The sequence below is a fragment of the Actinocorallia herbida genome, assembly GCF_003751225.1.
GTDB classification, from domain to species: Bacteria; Actinomycetota; Actinomycetes; order Streptosporangiales; family Streptosporangiaceae; genus Actinocorallia; species Actinocorallia herbida.
The window spans coordinates 3,274,589-3,294,371 of sequence record NZ_RJKE01000001.1 but is presented as its reverse complement, the minus strand read 5'-3'; the positions used below and the strand labels follow the sequence as shown (position 1 = coordinate 3,294,371).

At 71.5% G+C, this 19,783-nt stretch carries 19 protein-coding genes; 6 read left to right on the top strand and 13 right to left on the bottom strand.

Annotated elements, in window-relative coordinates; all coding sequences use genetic code 11:
• Window positions 1-36 precede the first annotated feature (36 nt).
• Complete coding sequence (locus tag EDD29_RS15390; protein WP_123665066.1) at window positions 37-756, top strand: hypothetical protein; 720 nt, start codon at window positions 37-39, stop codon at window positions 754-756.
• 12 nt (window positions 757-768) lie between these two features.
• Here the strand turns inward: EDD29_RS15390 and EDD29_RS15385 are convergent, their stop codons facing one another.
• Window positions 769-1,512: a maleate cis-trans isomerase family protein gene (locus EDD29_RS15385; RefSeq protein WP_123665065.1), complete on the bottom strand. Its 744-nt coding sequence runs from the start codon at window positions 1,510-1,512 to the stop codon at window positions 769-771.
• A gap of 289 nt (window positions 1,513-1,801) precedes the next feature.
• Between EDD29_RS15385 and EDD29_RS15380 the strand changes: the two genes are divergently transcribed.
• Window positions 1,802-2,824: an extracellular catalytic domain type 1 short-chain-length polyhydroxyalkanoate depolymerase gene (locus tag EDD29_RS15380; RefSeq protein WP_170201417.1), complete on the top strand. Its 1,023-nt coding sequence runs from the start codon at window positions 1,802-1,804 to the stop codon at window positions 2,822-2,824.
• A gap of 41 nt (window positions 2,825-2,865) precedes the next feature.
• Here EDD29_RS15380 and EDD29_RS15375 read toward each other — a convergent pair whose 3' ends face one another.
• Entirely contained in the window at window positions 2,866-4,023 is a 1,158-nt protein-coding gene (locus tag EDD29_RS15375; RefSeq protein WP_148085969.1) for a hypothetical protein, read from the bottom strand.
• Window positions 4,024-4,135: 112 nt separating this feature from the next.
• Entirely contained in the window at window positions 4,136-4,696 is a 561-nt protein-coding gene (locus EDD29_RS15370) for a PadR family transcriptional regulator (RefSeq protein WP_123665062.1), read from the bottom strand.
• Window positions 4,697-4,823: 127 nt separating this feature from the next.
• Between EDD29_RS15370 and EDD29_RS15365 the strand changes: the two genes are divergently transcribed.
• Window positions 4,824-5,216, top strand: a complete 393-nt coding sequence (locus EDD29_RS15365; protein ID WP_123665061.1) for a nuclear transport factor 2 family protein — start codon at window positions 4,824-4,826, stop codon at window positions 5,214-5,216.
• A gap of 75 nt (window positions 5,217-5,291) precedes the next feature.
• On the opposite strand, the gene EDD29_RS15360 is transcribed toward EDD29_RS15365, so the two are convergent.
• From EDD29_RS15360 to EDD29_RS15345, 4 genes are all read right to left on the bottom strand, one after another.
• The gene (locus EDD29_RS15360) at window positions 5,292-6,860 is read right to left on the bottom strand and encodes an AMP-binding protein (RefSeq protein ID WP_123665060.1); all 1,569 of its coding nucleotides are present in this window, start codon (window positions 6,858-6,860) and stop codon (window positions 5,292-5,294) included.
• Entirely contained in the window at window positions 6,857-8,173 is a 1,317-nt protein-coding gene (locus EDD29_RS15355) for a cytochrome P450 (RefSeq protein ID WP_246052786.1), read from the bottom strand. Before EDD29_RS15355 ends, EDD29_RS15360 begins: the two co-directional genes overlap by 4 nt.
• Window positions 8,174-8,294: 121 nt before the next feature.
• Window positions 8,295-10,538, bottom strand: coding sequence for an arylsulfatase (locus tag EDD29_RS15350; RefSeq protein ID WP_123665059.1), 2,244 nt, complete (start codon window positions 10,536-10,538; stop codon window positions 8,295-8,297).
• Window positions 10,535-11,431 (bottom strand): bile acid:sodium symporter family protein, encoded by an 897-nt coding sequence (locus EDD29_RS15345; protein WP_211359735.1) that lies wholly within the window; start codon window positions 11,429-11,431, stop codon window positions 10,535-10,537. Before EDD29_RS15345 ends, EDD29_RS15350 begins: the two co-directional genes overlap by 4 nt.
• A gap of 123 nt (window positions 11,432-11,554) precedes the next feature.
• On the opposite strand from EDD29_RS15345, the gene EDD29_RS15340 reads away from it, so the two are divergent.
• The gene (locus EDD29_RS15340; protein WP_123665058.1) at window positions 11,555-12,145 is read left to right on the top strand and encodes a TetR/AcrR family transcriptional regulator; all 591 of its coding nucleotides are present in this window, start codon (window positions 11,555-11,557) and stop codon (window positions 12,143-12,145) included.
• A gap of 4 nt (window positions 12,146-12,149) precedes the next feature.
• Here the strand turns inward: EDD29_RS15340 and EDD29_RS15335 are convergent, their stop codons facing one another.
• Window positions 12,150-12,998 (bottom strand): acyl-CoA thioesterase, encoded by an 849-nt coding sequence (locus EDD29_RS15335; protein ID WP_123665057.1) that lies wholly within the window; start codon window positions 12,996-12,998, stop codon window positions 12,150-12,152.
• 249 nt (window positions 12,999-13,247) lie between these two features.
• Here EDD29_RS15335 and EDD29_RS15330 point away from each other — a divergent pair, with 249 nt between their 5' ends.
• Window positions 13,248-13,466, top strand: coding sequence for a hypothetical protein (locus EDD29_RS15330; protein ID WP_123665056.1), 219 nt, complete (start codon window positions 13,248-13,250; stop codon window positions 13,464-13,466).
• A 169-nt stretch (window positions 13,467-13,635) separates the two neighbouring features.
• Here EDD29_RS15330 and EDD29_RS15325 read toward each other — a convergent pair whose 3' ends face one another.
• Both EDD29_RS15325 and EDD29_RS15320 read right to left on the bottom strand, forming a co-directional pair.
• Complete coding sequence (locus EDD29_RS15325) at window positions 13,636-15,171, bottom strand: 4-hydroxyphenylacetate 3-hydroxylase N-terminal domain-containing protein (protein WP_123665055.1); 1,536 nt, start codon at window positions 15,169-15,171, stop codon at window positions 13,636-13,638.
• 184 nt (window positions 15,172-15,355) lie between these two features.
• Window positions 15,356-16,834, bottom strand: a complete 1,479-nt coding sequence (locus tag EDD29_RS15320) for an MFS transporter (RefSeq protein WP_123665054.1) — start codon at window positions 16,832-16,834, stop codon at window positions 15,356-15,358.
• Window positions 16,835-17,001: 167 nt separating this feature from the next.
• Here EDD29_RS15320 and EDD29_RS15315 point away from each other — a divergent pair, with 167 nt between their 5' ends.
• Complete coding sequence (locus tag EDD29_RS15315; protein ID WP_123665053.1) at window positions 17,002-17,664, top strand: TetR/AcrR family transcriptional regulator; 663 nt, start codon at window positions 17,002-17,004, stop codon at window positions 17,662-17,664.
• A 59-nt stretch (window positions 17,665-17,723) separates the two neighbouring features.
• Here EDD29_RS15315 and EDD29_RS15310 read toward each other — a convergent pair whose 3' ends face one another.
• The 3 genes from EDD29_RS15310 to EDD29_RS15300 are packed head-to-tail and all read right to left on the bottom strand — an operon-like array spanning window position 17,724 to window position 19,505.
• A complete protein-coding gene (locus EDD29_RS15310) occupies window positions 17,724-18,011 on the bottom strand; it encodes a DUF1330 domain-containing protein (RefSeq protein ID WP_123665052.1) in 288 nt (95 codons plus the stop codon).
• 10 nt (window positions 18,012-18,021) lie between these two features.
• Entirely contained in the window at window positions 18,022-18,210 is a 189-nt protein-coding gene (locus EDD29_RS15305; RefSeq protein ID WP_123665051.1) for a ferredoxin, read from the bottom strand.
• On the bottom strand, window positions 18,210-19,505 hold the full coding sequence (locus EDD29_RS15300; RefSeq protein ID WP_211359734.1) for a cytochrome P450: 1,296 nt from the start codon (window positions 19,503-19,505) through the stop codon (window positions 18,210-18,212). The genes EDD29_RS15305 and EDD29_RS15300 overlap by 1 nt, the downstream gene beginning before the upstream one ends.
• Window positions 19,506-19,783 lie beyond the last annotated feature (278 nt).

Here is a 19,783-nt window from a genome sequence, read left to right as displayed (position 1 = left end):
TGAAGCGAATCCCACCCTCGAGGAGCGAGACCCGCGATGTCGATGCACGAGATCGAGGACGCGGTCGCGGACTCCATCCGGCTGCTGGATGCCGCCCATTCCGCGGGCGACCCGCGCGTGCGGTCCTGGATCGCGGCGCTCTACCGCCACCACGACTCCTGGGACACCTCCTTCACCCGCTTCCGGCTCATGGACGTCCTGCTCAGGCACGGCTTCGCCTACCGCTTTCCGCTCGACGCCCATCCCGAGCACGCCGCGCGCCGGGAGTTCTTCGCCGGGATCACCGAGTTCACCGGGCTGCGGGAGTTCGACGAGGACGCCGAGGACTTCGCCGGATACGACTCCTGGCTCGAGGACGGCTACGTCGACCCGCCCCACCTGTACTGCGAGGCGGGCACCGACCTGTGGCGGCGCATGGTCGAGTGCGGGGCGCTGACCGGCGCCGACGCCGTGCCGCCCGTCCGGCTGCCGCTGATCGAGGCGGTCGCCGAGGTCGCCGCCGCCGCGGAGGCCGAGGGCGACGTCTCCCTGATCGCCTTCTGGTACTCCCTCGGGGCCCAGGCCCTCCTCGAGGGATCCCCGTGGTGGCACTGCCTTCCCGACGAGCTGGCAGAGGTCCCTCCCGTCCGCGACCTGCGCGCCGTCGTCCGCCGCACCCGCGCGCTGGACGACGCACCGGATACCGGCCTTCGCCCGGAACCCCTCGACCCCGAGGATCCCGAAGATCCAGAGACCTGGTGGTTCGCCGGGTTCTGAGCGGCCGCCGCGTCAGTGGTCGCGCAGGAGGCGGCCCGCGTGCGGGAGGCGGTCGCCGATGCCGTGCGCGCGCAGCGCGTGCCAGAGCGTCGCGGTGTTGATGGGGATGACGGGCTTGCCCAGCTCCTCCTCCAGGGTGCCCGCGAGCTCCACGAACGACAGGTTCGTGCCGACCTGGACGATCGCCTCGACGTCCGGGCCGTCGATCTCCGCGACCATCTCGCGCAGCCGGTCCTCGGGGACCCGGGCGATGTCCATCGCGGTCGCGCAGCGCAGCCCGGTGATCGCCTCCACCCGGAACCCCGCCTCGGTGAAGAACCGGCCCACCTCGACGTCGGCGACCGGCTGGTACGGGGAGAAGACCGCGATCCGCCGCGCGCCGATCTCCTCCAGCGCCGCCTTGCACGCGGACGCCCCGGTCGTGACGGGCAGGCCGGTCCGGTCGCGCAGCCGCCGCTCGAACGCGGCGTTCCCCGCGACCCCGCCCCAGAACGTCTCGGCCGACATGCCCATCACCATCCGGTCGGGCTCGGCGGTGAGCGCGTCGCGCACGGCGACGTCGATGGACGCGCGGATCTGGCCGAGCAGCGCCTGGAAGGCGTGGTCGTCGCCCATGACCGGATCCGGGATGTACATCGACCCGGCCCGGAACGCCACCCCGGGCACCGCGGCCCTCCAGTAGTCGTGCTCGACCACGGTGTTCGTGCTCGGCACGATCACGCCGAAGACGGCGCGGGGCCCCACGGAGTTCGTCATGCGCTTTCCTCCCGGCGTTCGGCCGGCCCGCGCGAGCCGACCCCACAGCATAAGCACGTTTCCACTACAGGAACAGAGTTTCCTCAACGGACACACTAGCCCGCGAAGGCTTCCGGGCCCGGTTCGGGGGCGGAGGCACCGGGGTCGTGTGCGGCGGCCCCGCGTTGCCCGCACGCCCTTGCCCGAGGGGAGGCGGCACCGGGACAAAGGGAGCCGGGAGGCCGCCCGGCGCGCTGGTCGGCCGGCGTCCCCGTCCCGTTCCTCAAGCCTTGAGAGGCGGTCCCACCCCATGTACGAACGCATCTCCCCCGACCGGGCCCTGCGCAGGGTCGTCGTGCTGCTCGCCGTGCTCATCACCGCGGTCGCGGGCACGGCGGCCTTCGCCGTCCGCGCGTCGGCGGCCACCGGGTTCCACGAGGTGGCGGACTTCGGCGCCGACCCCGGCGACCTGCGCATGTTCGCTTACGTCCCGCCGTCCCTGCCCGCGCACGCGCCCGTCGTCGTGCTGTTCCACGGCTGCGGCGGCCAGGCGCAGAACCTCGACGTCAACACGGGCTGGCGCAAGTACGCCGACGCGTTCGGCTTCGCCCTCGTCATGCCCGAGCAGAGGCCCGAGAACGTCGGTACCGGCGGGCTGATCCCGCACAAGTGCTTCAGCGCCTGGAACCAGGCCGACCGGACCCGCGCGGGCCAGGGCGAGGCCGCCTCGGTCGTCACGATGGTCCGGCACCTGGCGGCCGAGCACGACGCCGACCTCGGCCGCGTGTTCGTCACCGGGTACTCCGGCGGCGGCGCCGCGACCAACGTGATGCTCGCGGCCTACCCCGACTTCTTCAAGGCCGGCGCGGTGTTCTTCGGCATGGCCTACGGCTGCGCCGACACCGAGAGCGCCTACTTCACGACCCCGCCGCTCGGCCAGTGCTCCGGGCCGCTCAACTTCACCACGGCGAGCGCGTGGGGCGCGCGGGCCCGCGGCGCCTACCCGGGCTACACCGGCCCGCGGCCGAAGGTACAGCTCTGGCACGGCGCCGACGACCCGGTGATCTCGCCGCGCTCCCTGGACTACCAGCGCGACCAGTGGACCGACGTGTTCGGGATCAGCCGGATCGCCACGTCCACCACCACGCCCGTCTCCGGCGTCACCAAGCGCGTCTACGGCGGCGGCCAGGTGGAGACCTACACGGTGGGCGGCATGGGCCACGAGGCCCCGGTGAACCCCGGCTCCGGCCTCGCGAACTGCGGACAGCCCGGTACCGGCCACGCCGCCATCTGCGGCCCGTACCACGCCTCGGTGTTCTTCGGTCTCGCCTGACCCCCGGCGCGGCGGTGGCGCCCCGCCACCGCCGCGGCCGGTCAGGGCGGCGGCGCGGCGTTGGTGGTGATGTGGTCGGTGCCGGTCCACCCGTTGCGGCCGTAGGCGTAGACGCGGTCGCTGCCCGGAAGCGCGATCACGCGGTAGTCGGCCTCGGGCACCCCGACGGCCGTCCACTCGAGCCGGTTGGCGCTGAGACGGAGCAGCCGTCCCTTGTGCTCAGGCGTGTAGTTGCTCCCGCCGTTCGGCACGTACCGGGTGACGCGCTCGACCGCCCAGATCCGGCCGGCGTCGTCGACGATCACCTGCTTCACCGGGTAGACCGTATCGGCGTGGTAGGTCCACGTCCCGTCCTTGTACCGCCAGATCAGATCCGGGCCGTTCGTCTCCTCCAGCCGCATCCACAGGCCGTCGGACTCCGAGATCGCGGTCGCGGCGTCCACCGTCCGGCCGCCCTCGAACGCGACGGTCCGCCAGGACGCGCCGTCCCAGGTGTGCAGGCCGCTCGGGTCCACGTACCAGGCGCCGTCCGGACCGGTGATCCGCGCCGACTGCGGCCACTGGCCCTGCGCCTCGGTCCAGACGGCGCCGTCCCACCGCCACAGGCCGCCGTCGCTCGTCGTCGCCAGGGCGCTGTCCGCGGCGAAGGAGTGGACCTGCCGGACGGTCGCGTCGAGCGTCCCGGTGATCGTCCAGTCGGCGCCGTTCCAGCGCGCGATGCGGTTCCCCTCGGCGAACCACACCCCTCCGGCGTTCGCCGTCAGGATGCCCCCGCCTCCGTTGAGCAGGGGCGTGGGCGGGGCCACCTTGGTCCAGGACGTGCCGTCCCAGCGGGCGAGGTACGTGGACCACTGGGAGATGCTGATGCTGACCAGGGACGAGCCCTGAATCCACGCCTCGTCCGGCCCCACGGCGTCGACGTCGGAGAGCCAGTTCCCCAGCAGGGACGTCAGGCCGGGAAGGGAGTGGGTCTGCCAGGTGGAACCGCCGGTCCAGTGGGAGACCGCCGGGAAGAGCGCGACCTGCCTCTGGGTGATCTGCCACACGTCGTGCGGACCGGCCGCCTCGAAGTCGCCGATCGAGCTCATCGGGGTGAAGTACACATGGCGCCACGTGTCCTCGGGGCCCGCGTGGGCGGCCGTCGGCACCGCCACGATCGACGCCATGGCCGCGGCCAGGGTGATGCTGCGCATTCTCATGCGGCACAGGATCCACGGGCCGCCCCCGCCCGTTCATCGGCCGGTGAGACGAACCTCCCGCGACCCGTGGTGCTTTCCCCCTGACACCTCGCGCCGCTCTGTACAGCGGGAATCAGACGCGGCTGGCCCGTCGGTCGAGGGCGGCGATGGCGTGCTCGGCCCAGCGGACGTTCTCGCGTTCGAAGGACAGGCCGCGCAGGAGGCTGAGGTACGGGCCGACGCGGTCGGACTGGTCGAGGAACTCCTCCTCGGTGCGGCCGTCGAGGAGGCGCACGCGGAGGCGGTCATAGCGGGCGGCCTTGGCCTCGGCCCACTGCCTGCGCTCGTCGATCGCGGCGCGTACCGCGGCGGGGTCTCCCGCGTCGACGGCCTGGACCTGGACCATCAGCTCCTCGCGCATCGCGCCGGGGCGGGGGGCCGCGGCGGTGAAGGCGTGCAGCGCGGCGCGGCCCTGCGCGGTGAGGGAGAACAGCCGCTTGTTGGGGCGGCGGTCCTGCTGGACGACCCGGGCGCACAGGAGCCCGTCGGACTCCATCCGCTCGAGTTCGCGGTAGAGCTGCTGCGGCGTCGCCATCCAGAAGTTGGCGAACGAGGCGTCGAACTCCTTGGCCAGGTCGTAGCCGGAGGCCTCGCCCTCCAGGAGCGCGGCCATGATCGCGTTGCGCAGTGCCATGCTCGGATCATACCCACAACGGTTACTACTCAACTTGTTCAGTATTCAACGCTGGACATATCCGAGCAGGAGTGCCTAGGCTCGAAGGTGAGGGGACCACGCGTCCTACGACGATCGAGGAGCAGCCATGACCACTTTCCGCGCCGCCGTCGAGGCCCGCGACCTGGACGCCCTCGCGGCGCTGCTGGCCGACGACGTGGTCTTCACCAGCCCCGTCGCGTTCCACCCCTACGAGGGCAAGGCGATGACCCTCGCGATCCTGCGCGGCGTCATGCGCGTCTTCGAGGACTTCCGCTACCTGCGCGAGATCGGCGACGACGCGGGCCCCGACCACGCCCTGGTCTTCGAGGCCGCCGTCGACGGCAAGGTCATCCAGGGCTGCGACTTCCTCCATTTCAACGCCGAGGGGAAGATCGACGACCTCACCGTCATGGTCCGGCCGCTGTCCGGGGCCAACGCCCTCGCCGAGGCGATGGGCGCCCAGTTCGACCGCATCCGGCAGGACGCCCTCGCGGGTTAGAGCGTCCGCGACCCGGGCCGTACGCACCGGGCCCTGGTGGCAGGCTCTTGGAGAGCCCGCCACCGGGCCGGCCGGTCAGGGCAGGTCGCGCTTGATCACCTTGCCGGTGGCGGTCCGCGGAAGCGCGTCGAGGAACACCACGTCGCGCGGGACCTTCGCCCGCGAGAGGTGGGCGGCGACGTGTGCCTTGACCCCTTCGGCGTCGAGTTCCCCGGACGTCACGACGTAAGCGCGCAGCCTCCGGCCGAAGTCCTCGTCCGGCACCCCCACGACCGCCGCCTCGGCGACGTCCGGGTGCCGCTCCAGGAGCTCCTCCACCTCGGCCGGGTGCACGTTCTCGCCGCCGGACACGACCATGTCGTCGGCCCGTCCGGTGACGTGCAGGCGGCCCGCGTCGTCGAGGAAGCCCAGGTCGCCGAGGGCCAGGCCGGACCCTTCGTCGGTCTCTCCCCCGCCCGACGTGTAGCCCTCGAACCGGGTCGGGCTGGTGACGTGCAGCCTGCCGATCGTCCCGGACGGGACGGGCGCGCCCTCGGCGTCGAGGACGCGCACCCGGGTCCCGGGCGGCGGGGTGCCCGCGCAGCCCGGCGCGGCGGCGAGGTCGGCGGGGGTCGCGATCGCGACGCACGACGCCTCGGTCGAGCCGTAGAAGTTGTAGAGCACCGGGCCGAGGGCGGCCAGCGCGCGGCGGCTCAGCTCCGGGCCGAGCGGGCCGCCCCCGCTCACCGCGATCCGCAGCGCGCCCAGATCGGCCTCGGCGAGACCCGGTTCGGCGAGCAGCCGGCCGAGCATCGTCGGGACCCCGACGAAGGCCGCGCAGCGCTCCGCGGCGAGCACGCCGAGCACGCGTCCGGCGCTGAACCTGCGGTGCAGCACGAGCGGGCAGCCGAGCGAGAGCGCGAGCGACGCGGTCGTCAGGCCCCATCCGTGAAAGAGCGGCGGCCCGACGAACACCGGCTCGCCGCCCCGGAACGGGATCCGGCTGAGGACGCCGCCGGGCAGGGCCAGCGGGTCGGGCGGCGCGGAGGAGCGCCGCGCGCCCTTGGGCCTGCCGGTCGTCCCGCTGCTCAGGATCACCAGCGTGCTGGGCTCGGCGGGCGCGGGCGGGGTCGTGCCGGGCTCGCGGCCCAGCCGGGCGAGGTCGCTGTCCTCGCCGTCGGCGGTGAAGGTCCCGTGCACCAGTTCCAGGCCGTCGAGGCGGGCGGCGAACTCGGTGTCGTGGGCGAGCGCGGTGAGGCCCTGGGCCGCGGTGATCGCGGCGAGTTCCGGTCCCGCGGAGTCGGTGTTCAGCAGCACGACGCGGGCGCCCAGCCGGGCCGCCGCCGTGAGCGCGATGAGGAACCCTCGGTGGTTGCGGCACAGGACGCCGACCCGGTCCTCCAGGCCGATCCCCCGGCGCGCCCAGGCCGTCGCCACGCCGTTCGCCGCCTCGTCCAGCGCGCGGTAGGTCAGTGTGCCGAAGTCGTCGACCACGGCGGTGCGGTCGCCGAAACGCGCGGCGCCCACGGCCGCCGCCGCGCCGAGCGCCCCGTACGCGCGCAGCGCACGCGCGACCTTGCGCGCGGTGCCGGGGCCCATCGGGGCGAGCAGGCCGGCGCGGGCGCTCGCACGGGCCCACGCCAGCCGGTCGAGGACCGCGGTCACGAAGACGCGTCCGGCGTGGTGAAGGCGAACGGCATCCGCTTGATGCCGTTGAGGAAGTAGGAGGCGAGGAACTCGGGCTCGCCGTCCATCCGGACGTCGGGCAGCCGGGTCAGCAGCTCGCGGAGCAGCACGGTCATCTCGCGCTTGGCCAGATGAGTGCCCATGCAGTAGTGCGGGCCGGGCGCGCCGAAGGCGACGTGCGGGTTGGGCGAACGGGTGATGTCGAAGACATCGGGGTCGGTGAAGACCGTCTCGTCCCGGTTCGCCGACGGGTAGACCATGACGACGATGTCGCCCTTCTTCAGCCGCACGCCGTGCAGCTCGGTGTCCCGGGTGACGTTGCGGCGGAACTGGATGACCGGCGGCGAGTAGCGCAGCACCTCGTCGATGGTCCCGCCGATCCTGCCCTCGAAGTCCTCGAGCAGCAGCGCGCGCTGCCCGGGGTGCTCGGTGAGCAGCCGCAGCGTGTGCGCGATCGCGTTGCGGGTCGTCTCGTTGCCCGCCGCGACGAGCAGCACGAAGAACGAGCCGATCTCCTGCGACGTCAGGGACTCGCCTTCGGCGTTGGGCGTGACGAGCTTGGTGATGAGGTCCTCGCCGCCCGAGCCGACCCGCTCCCTGCCTAGGCGGCGGACGAGCCGGAACAGGTCGCTGCCCGCCTTGACGATGCGGTACGCGCCGCGCAGCGTGTCCGCGACGCCCGGCGGCTTGTCCAGGTCGTCGGACTTCATCCCGTTGTACTCGGGGTCGGTGTAGCCGAGGATCGTGTTCGTGTGCCGCAGGATCATGTCCTGGTAGGAGTCCGGGATGCCCATGAGGTCGCAGATGATCTCGATCGGCAGCCGGGCCGCGACCTGGGCGACGAAGTCGCGCGGCCCCTCGGCGATGACGTCGTCGACGATCCGGACGGCGCGGCGGACCAGGTCGTCGTCCAGCCGCTCCAGCATGCGGGGGCTGAACGCGCGGGAGACGACGCGCCGGATGCGGGCGTGCTCCGGATCGTCCATGTTGATCATCGAGCCGTAGAAGCGGCTCGCCCACAGCGGCATCTCCATGAGGGTGTTGGAGGCCGGCTCGCTGCTGAACAGCTCGGCGTTGCGGCTCGCGGTGAGCACATCGGCGTACCGGGAGACGACATAGAAGCCGGGGGCGGACTTGGTGAACGGGATCTTCACCAGGGGCACGAAGGGCATGGCCGCCATCTGGCGCATCTTCGCGAAGGCCTGCATCCGGAAAGACTCGGGCTTCGTCCAGAACGTCATTCCCGTGAGTTCGAACTCACGCAGTTCCGGGGGCACGGCAGGAGCGGACACGGTTCACCTCGTCAGCGCTGAGACATCCGCATGAATATGTCTCACTCCCGGACCGGCGTCAATGTGACCCAGCGCACACCCGGCCCCGTGCGTTCACGCGGGGCCGGGATGCGCCGTCACGTCAGTCGGCGTGCAGGGCGGTGCGCAGGTCCTCCAGTGGGTCGCGCCGGGCCGCGCCCGGGGTCCGGAGGCCGACCGACAGCAGGGTGCCGTTCCAGCTCGACGGGGTGGTGTAGCGCTCGGAGACGGGCAGGCCGATGTCGTCGCCGAGACGGAGGTTGGCGCCGCCGTGCTGGAGCGCCAGCGGGAGCATGCCGGGGAAGCTCAGGCGGTCGACGATCTCGCCGTCCTGGAAGAGGTGGAAGGCCGCCCCGTCCGCGGCGAGGGTGTGCGCGACACCGACGGAGTGGCGGCCCGCCGTCAGGGGGCGGTCGGCGGTCAGTTCCAGGATGCCGTCCGACTTGGCGAAGGCGAACGCCAGCCTTCCCTCGGTGACGAACAGGGCATAGCCTCCGAACCAGTCCCCCAGCGCGAAGATCACGCCGTCCGGGGCGTCGGTGGCCTCGACCTCCGCGGTGAAGCGGAACCCGCCGAACAGCATCGGCAGGGACTCGTCGCAGACCGGTGCGGCGCCCGGCTTGAACGTCCGGTCGTCGCCCGCGGGCCAGGCCGGGCCGATGAGCGCCTCGAAGCGGCCGGTGAGGCCGTCGAACATCGGCAGGACGTGGTTGGCCTCGGCCTCGCGGTCCCACAGCGCGCGCAACTCCGCGACGACCTCCGGGTGCTCGGCGGACACGTCGGCCGACTCCGAGAAGTCGGTGGACAGGTCGAACAGCGCCCAGTGGTCGTCCTCGAACCTCCGGCTGCCGGTGACGAGCCGCTCCTCGTCCAGGATCCCCTGCGAGATGTGGTCCGTCGTCGTCTTCCATCTCCCGTGGATGAGCGACCGGGAGCCCAGCATCTCGAAGTACTGGGTGTCGCGCGCCGACGGGGACCCGGCGTCGGCGAAGGAGTCGCGGAAGCTCGCGCCGTCGACCCGCTGCTGCTCGATCCCGTCGACGGTCTCGGGCGCGGTGATCCCGATCGCCTCGAGCAGGGTCGGGAACAGATCGTTGACGTGCACGATCGGGCTCCGCACCGCGCCGCCCGCCTCGATCCCCTTCGGCCAGTGCACGACGAGGGGCGTCCGGGTGCCGCCGAGCCAGGTGTAGCGCTTCCACAGCCGGAACGGGGTGTTGCCCGCCCACGCCCAGCCCCAGGAGTAGTGGTTGTAGGTGCGGGGGCCGCCCCAGTCCTCGTAGTGCGCCAGGTTCTCCTCCAGCGACTCGGCGACGTGCGCGGAGAACCTGTGCTCGTTGACGCTGCCGTCCACGCCGCCCTCGGCGCTCGCCCCGTTGTCGGAGAACAGGACGACGATGGTGTCGTCGAGTTCCCCGGTCTCCTCCAAGTGGTCCAGGAGGCGGCCGATCTGGGCGTCGGTGTGCGTGAGGAAGCCCGCGAAGACCTCCTGCTGGCGCGCGTACATGCGGCGCTGGTCGCCACTGAGGTCCTCCCACGCCGGCACCCACTCGGGGCGCTCGGTGAGGACGGTGTCCGCCGGGACGACGCCGGACTCGACCTGGCGCTGGAAGACCTGCTCGCGCCACGCCTCCCAGCCCTGGTCGAACCTCCCCCGGTACGGCGCCACCCACTCGGGCGTCACGTGATGCGGGGAGTGCATCGCGCCGAGGGCGTAGTAGAGGAAGAACGGCTTGCCGGGGGCCGCGTGGCGGTGGTCGTCGAGGTAGCCGATGGCACGGTCGGTGAGGTCCTCGGTGAGGTGGTAGCCCTCCTCCGGGGTCTTCGGGGGGTCGATGTAGTGGTTGTCCTCGACGAGGTTCGGCGCGTAATGATTGGCGTCGCCGTGCAGGAAGCCGTAGTAGCGCTCGAAGCCGACGCCCAGAGGCCAGTGCGTGAACGGGCCCGCGGCCGAGCGCTCGAAGCGCGGGGTGAGGTGCCACTTGCCGACGGCGAGGGTGGAATAGCCGTTGTCGCGCAGGATCCGCGGCAGCGTCGCGGCGGAGCGCGGGATGCGGGTCGTGTAGCCGTGGTGCTCGAGCGGGATGTCGGCGAGGAAGCCGAAGCCGACGGCGTGGTGGTTGCGCCCGGTCAGGAAGGACGCCCTCGACGGAGAGCACAGGGCCGTCACGTGGAAGCGGTTGTAGCGCAGGCCGCCCTGAGCGAGGCGGTCCATGTTCGGGGTCGCGATGTCGGAGCCGAAGCAGCCGAGCTGGGCGAAGCCGGTGTCGTCCAGGACGATGGCGACGATGTTGGGCGCGGCCTTCGGGGGGTGTGCGGCGCGGCGGAAGATCGGTTCGGTGGTCATGGTGCGCGGTGCTCCTGGCAGGGTCGGGGAGGTCGGTTCACGGGGGCGGGTTCCCCGGGCGCGAGGCGGCGGATGAGGAAGCCGAACGCGGTGGCGATGATCATGATCGCGAAGCCGTAGATGCTCGCGGGGACGGCGATCGCGAAGTCGTCGGAGATGCCTAGGGCGAGGGACAGGGAGACCGCCGCGTTGTGGAAGCCGATCTCCATTCCCGCGGCGATGGAGACGCGGCGTCCGGCGCGGGTGATCCGGCCCGCGGCGTACCCGATCGTCAGGCTCACGAGGGCGAAGACCAAGACGGCCGGGGACACCGAGGTCAGATTGTCGGCGAGGTCCGAGCCGTTCGTCAGGAGCCCGGCGAGAACGAACAGACCGAGGCCGAGCACGGAGATGATCCGGAACAGGCGTTCGGCGCGTGCGGCGAGTTCGGGCCTCCGAGTCCGGACGGACATGCCGATCGCGATCGGGACGAGTACGGCGGCGAAGATCGTGGCGATCTCCCGGCCGTGCAGGCCGATGCCGTCCTCGTCGGGCAGGAAGTGGTCGAGCGACAGGTTGGTGATGATCGTCAGGGTGAAGACCGAGAGGACCGAGTTGACCGCGGTGAGCGTCAGATTGAACGCGACGTCGCTGCCGAACAGGTGCGAGTACAGCCCGGCGAGCGGGCCGCCGGGGGCGGCGGCGACCAGCATCATGCCGACCGCGGCGACGGGCGGCAGGGCGAACAGGGTGACGATGCCGAAGCAGGCGATCGGCAGGATGAGCAACTGGCAGACGAGCGCCACGGCGATCGTCGGGCGGTGGTGGCGCACCCGGCGGAAGTCGTCGACGGTCAGCGCGAGGCCGAGGCCCAGCATCAGGACCGCGATGATGAGCATCATGGCCGCGCTCACGCGCGGCCTCGGGAAATCAGGGACATGCGGCTCTCCTCACCATGGTGCCCACGAGATTAAGACAGGTTGTCTTAATTTGCCAGGGCCACAGATACTATGCAGAGCCGGTAGGGAAAGGCGAGAATGCGGGCGAGCGAGAAGATCCTGGGCGCGGCCGAACGGCTGTTCGCCGAACGCGGCTTCGAGGTGTCCCTGCGGGAGATCGCGGCGGCCGCCGGCCAGCGCAACAACTCGGCGGTGCAGTACCACTTCGGCGACAAGACCGGGCTGGTCGACGCGCTGTACGAGTACCGGATGGCGCCGCTCAACGCGCGGCGGCAGGAGCTCATCGCCGAGCTGCGCGGCTCGGGGCGGGAGGCCGACCTGCCGTCACTGGTCGAGGCGTTCCTCGGCCCCCTCGCCGAACACGTCCTGGCGAACCGCGGCGAGAGCTGGTACCTGCGCTTCACCAGCCGCTACGTGCTGTCCGGCGGCTACCGCCTCTGGCCGTTCTCCAAGGAGCACTACCCCGGCATGACCGAGCTGCTGCCGCTGCTGTTCGCCCGGGTGCCCGGCCTCACCGAGGAGCGGCTGCGCGTGATGTTCCTGCACATGGTGGCGGTCCTCGCCGACATCGAGCAGCGGTTCGCCGAACCCGGGTTCGACGACGCGCGGGCCGAGGCCGCCGCGGCCGACCTGCGCAGGACCTGCCTCGCCGTGCTGACGGCCCCGTGAGCGGTCAGGCGGAGTGGTCCGGCGTGCGCAGGAGGCCCTCCTGGGTGACGGAGGCGGCGAGCTCCCCGGCGGGGGTGAAGATCCGGGCGTGGGCGAGGCCCCTGCCGCCGGCCGTCGTCGGGGAGCCCTGGTCGAACAGCAGCCAGGAGTCGGCGCGGAAGGTCCGGTGGAACCAGACCGCGTGGTCGAGTGAGACCAGGGCGACCCCGCTGTTCGGACCGGGGAGGTGGCCGTGGGAGAGGGCGGTCGCGGACAGCAGCGTGAGGTCGCTCGCGTAGGTGAGGATCGCCAGATGCAGGGCGGGGTCCTCAGGAAGGGCGCCGGCCGCGCGCAGCCACATGCGGGAGCGCCCGGTGGCCCCGTCGCCTTCGGCCGGCGGGTCCATCCGGATCTCGAACGGGTCCCAGATCTGGTACCCGGTCGAAGGGATCTCGTCCATCCACCGGGGATGCGCCCCGTGCAGCGCCTCGGGGTCGCCGAGCGGGACGTCCAACGGCAGCGAGTGGTCCGGCCCGGGCCCGTCCGCCGCGAACGACACCGACGTCATGAAGATCGTCTTGCCGTGCTGCCGCGCGACCACCCGGCGCGTCGCGAACGACCGCCCGTCCCGCACCCGCTCGACGAGATAGAGGATCGACTGCCCCGGGTCCCCCGCCCGCACGAAGTAGGCGTGCAGCGAGTGCGGCAGCTTCCCCTCCCCCACCGTCCGCGCCGCCGCGACGAGCGCCTGCGCCGCGACCTGGCCCCCGAACGCCCGGGGCGCCGCGCTCTCCGGCGACCTCCCCCGGAACACGTCGTCGTCGATCCGCTCGAGATCGAGCAGATCAAGCAGGGTCCCCAACGCGTCACTCATGGCAGCACCCTACTCACCTGCCAGAACCCCGTTCGGCAGAGCCCTTCCTCCCGACCCGCCCCGATCACCCGGCGGCCACCCGGCCGAGTCCAGAACCCGCGCCGGAGCGGCGGGGTTGCGGTGCGGACCGGACGGGCATGATCTTGGGGAGGGCGCCCTCCGAACCCACCCCCTTTCCTTCGCGGCCGGTCTGCCGGGAACGCCGGTGTCCGCACGCGCTCGCGGAGGCCTCACCCCCTGGAGGCGACCATGCCGTTCACCCTTTCCTGGGTCATCTGGATCCTCGCGTTCGTGCTGCTCGAAGGGGCGGCGCTGGCGCGACGAGCGCCCGGCGACACCCTTTCCGAGCACGTCTGGCGCTGGTTCCGGGTCAAGGACCCCCGGCCCACCGCGCTGACCTGGGTGCTGCGCGCCGTACTGCTCACCGGGTGCGTCTGGCTGACCGGCCACCTGGCCTTCGGCCTGTAGCGGACTCGTCGTCGCCTCGGCGACGCCGGACTGCTCGACGCCGCCGTCCCGCTTCCCGCTCGGCCCGAGCGGCTCACCCCTGGCGCGGGCGGCCGTCTCGTCGCCTCCTACGCCTGATCCCTCCCGTGGGCGGGGCCTCGGGCCCGCCCACGGGGTCGTCTGCGGCGGCTCACACGGCCGGCCCGGCCGAGTCGGGGTGGATCCAGCCGGAGCGGTCGTATTCGGACATGGCCTGTTCGGCGAAGTCGATGAGGTCGCGGTTCCAGCCGCGGCCCTCGTGGTTGAACAGGACGCCGATGCGGACCTGCTCGTGGTTGCCCTGGTAGTTGAGCTCGTAGAGCTCGTGGCGGCCGCCGAACTCGGTGCCCACGGCGTCCCAGAGCATCTTGAGCGTCTTGACGCGTTCCTCGGCGTCGACCCCTCCGGAGCCGCGTACGTAGCGGTCGAGGTAGGGGCGCAGCTCCGGGTTGTCGAAGTCGCGGGCGTGCGACGGGAGATAGATGAGCGCCGAGCCGAGGTCCTTGAGGATCACCTCGCGGACGCGCGGATAGGCGACGGTGCTGATCCAGCGGTAGGCGTCGACCGCGCGCGGGTCGGGGTTGACGCTGCCGCCCACCCAGGGTTCGGGGTTGCGGACCATCGACTCCGTCAGCGACCAGACCATCGAGCGCAGCGCGAGGACCTCGCCCAGCCGGGTCTGGACGCCGCGGAAGTCCTTGGTGCCGGTGAGGGCGAGGGACTTCAGGAGCAGGCCGGACAGGAAGTCGAGCTTCACCGCCATCCGGGTCGCGGCCTGGAGGGTGAGGCGGGCGTTGAAGCCGGAGAAGCGCAGGAAGCCGTTGAACTTGTCGAGGTCGCCGTAGAGGAAGACGTTCTCCCACGGCACGAGCACCTTGTCGAGGACGAGGATCGCGTCGTTCTCGTCGAACCGGCTGGTCAGCGGGTAGTCGAACGGCGATCCGGTGAGGTGGGCGGTGCGCGCGTAGGACGCGCGGCCGATGAGCTTGAGGCCCGGGGCGTTGGTCGGGACCGCGGCGATGATCCCGAACCGCTTGTCCTGGACGGGTGCGCCGCCGTGGCCGATGAACGTCATCTGGGTCGTCGCCGAACCCGTCGCCACGACCTTCGCGCCCGAGAGGACGAGCCCGTTGTCGGTCTCCTTCTCGACGTGGACGAACACGTCGGAGACCTCGTCGACGGGCCTGCCCCGGTCGACCGGCGGGTTGATGAGCGCGTGGTTCCAGTAGAGGGCCTTCTCCTGGGACTCCTTGTACCAGCGCCGTGCGTTGGCGTCGTACGGGGCGTAGAAGGCGTCGTTCACTCCGAGGGTGCTGAGGAAGGCCGCCTTGTAGTCGGGGGTACGGCCCATCCAGCCGTAGGTGAGGCGGGCCCACTTCTCGATGGCGTCGCGGGCGGTGACGAGGTCCTCGGAGGAGCGGGGCGTCCGGAAGAAGGGGTGCGTGTAGCCGCCGTTGCCGGTGTCGGTGGGCACCGTCGGGACCGTCCCGTCGTGCAGACCGTCGTACAGGCGCGCGATCGACCGGACCGAGGCGCTGAACGCCGGGTGGGTGGTGACGTCGTCGACGCGCTCCCCGTAGATCCACACCTCCCGGCCGTCCCGCAGGCTCTCGATGTACTCCGCCCCGTTCTGCGGACGCGCCGTCTTCGCCGCGACGTCGGCGGTCGCCTCAAGGGAGTCGGTCATCTGTGCTTCCTCTTTTCGCACGCGCTGACATGCCCACCAGATCCGTACAAACCGGCCCGAAACCATGGTTCGGGTCGGCCTGTACGGGAAGACATGCCCATTCCGCTCGCCTTCGAGCACTCACCGCCGAGGAATCGGAAGACGGGGGCGGAAGACGGGGGGAGGCCGGGCGGCGACGCGTCCGTCAGCGCGCGGGCAGCGGCTCCGCTCCGGCCTGCGCCCCGGCGGAGACCGCGCCGTCCTCGCGGGGCCTGCCCGGTATGCAGGAGGCGATCGCCACGGTGAGGAGCGAGGCTCCGGCGCAGACGGCGAGGACCAGCCTGAGCCCGTCGAAGGCGGGGAAGACGGCGGACCCGACGGCCACCGTCATGCCCGCCAGGACGGCGCCCGCGACGGCGCTGGAGACCGAGGTCCCCACGGCCCGCATGAGCGTGTTCAGGCTGTTGGCGGCGGCGGTCTCGGAGACCGGCACCGCGCCCATGATGAGCGCCGGCATCGAGCCGTACCCGAAGCCGATGCCCGCGCCGATGACGCAGGAGGCGAGGATGAGCTGCCACAGGTGATCCGACATCAGCAGCACGAGCCCGTACCCGCAGGCGACGACGAAGGCGCCCAGCATCAGCGTCGCCTTCGGCCCCCGCGCCCGGGAGATGCGGGCCGACAGCGGGGCCATCGCCATCATCACCAGGCCCTGCGGGGCCATGACGAGGCCGACCGAGAGCATGGACTGGCCGAGGCCGTACCCGGTGGCCTCGGGGAGCTGGAGGATCTGCGGCAGGACCAGGGCGATCCCGAACATGGCGAACCCGAAGACCACGGACGCGGTGTTCGTCAGCAGGACCTGGGGACGGGCGGAGGTGCGCAGGTCCACCAGCGGGCCGCGGACGCGCAGCTCGAACGGGATCCACGCGGCGAGCACGGCGACCGCCGCGGCGCCGAGCCCGAGCGTGGCCGGGCTGGTCCAGCCGAAATCGGTGCCCTTGGAGACGACCAGCAGCAGGCAGACCAGGACGACCGAGAGGCCGAGCGCGCCGACGAGGTCGAAGCGCCCGCCGCTGCGCACCCGCGACTCGGGGATGAACACGAGGACGAGCGCGATCGCGAGCGCGCCGAGCGCCGCCGCGATCCAGAACAGCACGTGCCAGTGCGCGTGGTCGGCGATGAGCGCCGCGGTGGGCAGGCCGAGGGCGCTGCCGACGCCCAGGGACGAGCTCATCGTGGCGGTGGCCGAGCCGAGCCTTTCCGGCGGCAGCTCGTCGCGCATGATGCTGATGCCGAGCGGGATGACGCCGCCCGCGAGGCCCTGGAGCGTCCGTCCGACGAGCATCGGCGCCAGGGAGTCCGAGAGGGCGACGACGACGGCCCCCGCGACGAGGATCCCGAGGCTGAGGACCAGCATCCGCCGCTTGCCGTACATGTCGCCGAGGCGGCCGATGACCGGCGTGACGACGGCCGCGGCGAGCAGGGTCGCGGTGACGGTCCAGGCGGTGTCCGCGGTGGAGGCGTGCAGCAGGCCGGGCAGCCGGGGCACGAGCGGGATGACGAGGGTCTGCATGAGCGAGACGGTGATGCCGGCGAAGGCGAGGATCGCGACGTAGACGCCGGGATGGCGCGTCGGGATCTCCGCCCTCGCTTCGAGAGGCTCCGCTGGGGCCTGGGACATGGGGGGTTCTCCGTCCGACGGATGTCGCGGGTAGGGCACGGGCCCTGCGTCACGAGCGAGTTAAACCAGGTGATTGATCGGATTAAATCACGTGATTGACTTGACGGAGCCGCAGAATGCCCGGAGGGTGGCGGTCTGACAGGTGAAGAACCCGAGGATGGCAAGCGATGTCTGCTGGAACGGTGACAGGCGGAACCCGGCCCGAGCGCGGCGGCGCGACCCGGGAGCTGATCCTGCGCACCGCCGAACGGCTGTTCGCCGAGCACGGCGTGTACACGGTGTCGAACCGGCAGATCAGCGAGGCGGCCGGGCAGGGGAACAGCGCGGCCGTCGGCTACCACTTCGGCACGAAGACCGACCTCGTCCGCGCCATCGCGCGCAGCCACGCCGAGGACGTCGAACGGCATCGCGCGGTGCTGGTCGCCGAGGCGTTCGGCTCGGCCGAGACGCGGGACTGGGTGCGCGGCCTCGTCGTCCCCATCACCGCGCATCTCGCGGAACTCGGCAGCCCGACCTGGTGGGCGCGCTTCGGCGCGCAGGTGTCGACCGACCCGGCACTGCACAGGATCGCCGTCGAGGAGTCGCTCGATTCGCCGTCGCTAAGGCTGCTGCTGGAGGGGATGAACCGCTGCCTGCCCGACATCCCGCCGGAGGCGCGGATGCGGCGCTGGGCGATGGGGCGCCACCTGACGGTGCACCTGTGCGCCGAGCGCGAAAGGGAGATGGCCGAAGGGGCGACGGACCCTTCGGGCTGGGACGACCTCGCCGCGGACCTCGTCGACGCGATCGTCGGCATCTGGCACGCGCCGGTGAGCCGCCGCCCGTCCTGAGCCGGAGGGGTCCGGCCGGACGGGCGGGGCGGTGCCGCCAGAGGACCGCTGAAGGGTCGTCAGAAGGCGGTGATGATCGCGGCGTTGGAGTCGGCCGCCGCGTGGCGCAGCTTCGCGGCCTCCTGGTACTCCGGCGAGTCGTACCAGGCGCGAGCCGCTTCCTCGGACTCGAACTCCAGCACGACGGTCTGGGTGCCGTGCCACTCGCCTTCGAGGTTGCGGGGCGAGGAGTCCACGGCGAGCACCTTGACGCCCTTGGTCATCGTGGCGATGGCGGCCTTGCTGTAGGCCGCCATGCCCTCGGCGTCCTTGATGTCCTCGGTGAAGATGACGAGAACCTTCGACATGGCAGAGCTCCTAACTCAGAATGATCGCCCGCTCGGGGCAGCGGGCCGCGGCCGTGGAGACCGACTCCTCCTGCGAGGCGGACACCTCGGCCACGAGGGCGACAGCGTATCCATCGTCGGAAATGTCGAACACGTCAGGGCTGATGGTGCAGCAGATGCCGTGGCCGCGGCAGTTGTCCTCGTCGATCCGGACCTTCATCAGGCGCCCTCCTCCGCCAGGTCGAACTCCAGGCCGAGGAAGGCGAGGCCGCGCAGGATGTACGTCGGGAGGTACATGAAGCGCCGGTCGCCGGCCGGGCCGTGGGCCTGCTCGGACAGGCGGATGTCGGTCGTCTTGGCGAGGATGCGCTCGATGCAGGTGCGCGCCTCGGCCCGCGCGAGCGGCGCGCCGGGGCAGGTGTGGATGCCGCGGCCGAACGCCATGTGGTGACGGGCGTTCTTGCGCTCCAGGTCGAAGGTGTTCGGGTCCTCGAAGTGCCGCGGGTCGCGGTTGGCGGCGCCGTTCAGGATCATCGCCATCGTCCCGGCCTTCAGCTCGATCCCGCCGACCTCGGTGGTCTTGCGGGCGAGCCGGAAGTCGCCCTTGATCGGGCTCTCCGTGCGCAGGGTCTCCTCGATGAAGTTCGGGATCAGCGACGCGTCGGCCCGCAGCCTGGCCTGGAGGTCCGGGTTCTCGGCGATGATGAGCAGCGCGGAGCTGAGCAGCCGGACCGTGGTCTCCTGGCCCGCCGAGAAGACGTTCGCGGCGATCCGGACGACGTCCATGACCTCAGGGGTCGAGCCGTCGGGGAACGTCGCGGTGGCCATGCCGGTGAGGACGTCCTGGCGGGGGTTCGCGCGGCGGTCGTTGATGTAGTCGGTGAACCGCAGGTACAGGAACTCCATCGGGGAGTGCGACAGCTCGGACTTGATCTGGCCGAGGGTCGACTGCGCCTGCGGACGCCGCTGGAGCGCCTCGACGAACTCGATCCGGTCCTCGTCGGGGACGCCGAGGAGGTCGGCGATGACGTGGAGGCTGAACTGGGCGGCGAACTGGCTGATGAACTCACCGGAGCCCTTGGCGAGGAACTCGTCGAGGAGCCTGTCGGCCACCCCGGTCATCTCGTCCTCGTTCTCCTTGAGGCGCTTGGGGGTGATCAGCTTCATCATCAGCGCGCGGTGCTTGGTGTGCTCCGGCGGGTCGAGCACCGGGAGCTGGTCGTTCATCGGGAGCTTGTCGCGGTGCTCGGCGATGAGGTCGCTGACGTCGTCGCCTTCCAGCGGCACGGGGAAGCCGGGGAACGGGCCCGTCACCGAGATGCAGGACGACCAGGCGTCGGCGTCCTGGGCCACCTGGGCCGCCTCGTCGTAGCCGGTCACGAGCATGACGCCGTGGTGGGGCTCGCGCCGGACCGGGGACTCGCTGCGCAGCGCGTCGAAGTACGGGTACGGATCGCCCACGAAACTCTCGTCGCTGAAGAAGTCCTTGCTGTCGTACTCGTGCAGTTCGGTCATGAAGCTCCTCCTGCGGGGGCGGGACGCACCGAGTGCGGAGGCGTCACCTGGGGGCCTTGGGGGGCGAAGATCCCGGTCTCACTTGCGAGAACGATGTTCTTCAACAATGGGAATCAGCGTTCCACGGCGCGGCGTGGCCGTCAATCCCACCGGAGAACACCTCACCACATCAGGTGGGGCGCGTTGGTGATCTTCGCGTTATCCACAGGAAGAAGATCATCGGCGAGCACGGCCGGTGACCTGCGGCATACGCTGAGGCCCGGAGCGGATCACCGCTC

Excerpts from the sequence above, each read along its gene's own strand:
- EDD29_RS15390 (WP_123665066.1), top strand. The coding sequence starts at position 37 with ATGTCGATGCACGAGATCGAGGACGCGGTCGCGGACTCCATCCGGCTG.
- EDD29_RS15385 (WP_123665065.1), bottom strand. The coding sequence starts at position 1,512 with ATGACGAACTCCGTGGGGCCCCGCGCCGTCTTCGGCGTGATCGTGCCG.
- EDD29_RS15380 (WP_170201417.1), top strand. The coding sequence starts at position 1,802 with ATGTACGAACGCATCTCCCCCGACCGGGCCCTGCGCAGGGTCGTCGTG.
- EDD29_RS15375 (WP_148085969.1), bottom strand. The coding sequence starts at position 4,023 with ATGAGAATGCGCAGCATCACCCTGGCCGCGGCCATGGCGTCGATCGTG.
- EDD29_RS15370 (WP_123665062.1), bottom strand. The coding sequence starts at position 4,696 with ATGGCACTGCGCAACGCGATCATGGCCGCGCTCCTGGAGGGCGAGGCC.
- EDD29_RS15365 (WP_123665061.1), top strand. The coding sequence starts at position 4,824 with ATGACCACTTTCCGCGCCGCCGTCGAGGCCCGCGACCTGGACGCCCTC.
- EDD29_RS15350 (WP_123665059.1), bottom strand. The coding sequence starts at position 10,538 with ATGACCACCGAACCGATCTTCCGCCGCGCCGCACACCCCCCGAAGGCC.
- EDD29_RS15340 (WP_123665058.1), top strand. The coding sequence starts at position 11,555 with ATGCGGGCGAGCGAGAAGATCCTGGGCGCGGCCGAACGGCTGTTCGCC.
- EDD29_RS15335 (WP_123665057.1), bottom strand. The coding sequence starts at position 12,998 with ATGAGTGACGCGTTGGGGACCCTGCTTGATCTGCTCGATCTCGAGCGG.
- EDD29_RS15330 (WP_123665056.1), top strand. The coding sequence starts at position 13,248 with ATGCCGTTCACCCTTTCCTGGGTCATCTGGATCCTCGCGTTCGTGCTG.
- EDD29_RS15325 (WP_123665055.1), bottom strand. The coding sequence starts at position 15,171 with ATGACCGACTCCCTTGAGGCGACCGCCGACGTCGCGGCGAAGACGGCG.
- EDD29_RS15320 (WP_123665054.1), bottom strand. The coding sequence starts at position 16,834 with ATGTCCCAGGCCCCAGCGGAGCCTCTCGAAGCGAGGGCGGAGATCCCG.
- EDD29_RS15315 (WP_123665053.1), top strand. The coding sequence starts at position 17,002 with ATGTCTGCTGGAACGGTGACAGGCGGAACCCGGCCCGAGCGCGGCGGC.
- EDD29_RS15310 (WP_123665052.1), bottom strand. The coding sequence starts at position 18,011 with ATGTCGAAGGTTCTCGTCATCTTCACCGAGGACATCAAGGACGCCGAG.
- EDD29_RS15305 (WP_123665051.1), bottom strand. The coding sequence starts at position 18,210 with ATGAAGGTCCGGATCGACGAGGACAACTGCCGCGGCCACGGCATCTGC.
- EDD29_RS15300 (WP_211359734.1), bottom strand. The coding sequence starts at position 19,505 with ATGACCGAACTGCACGAGTACGACAGCAAGGACTTCTTCAGCGACGAG.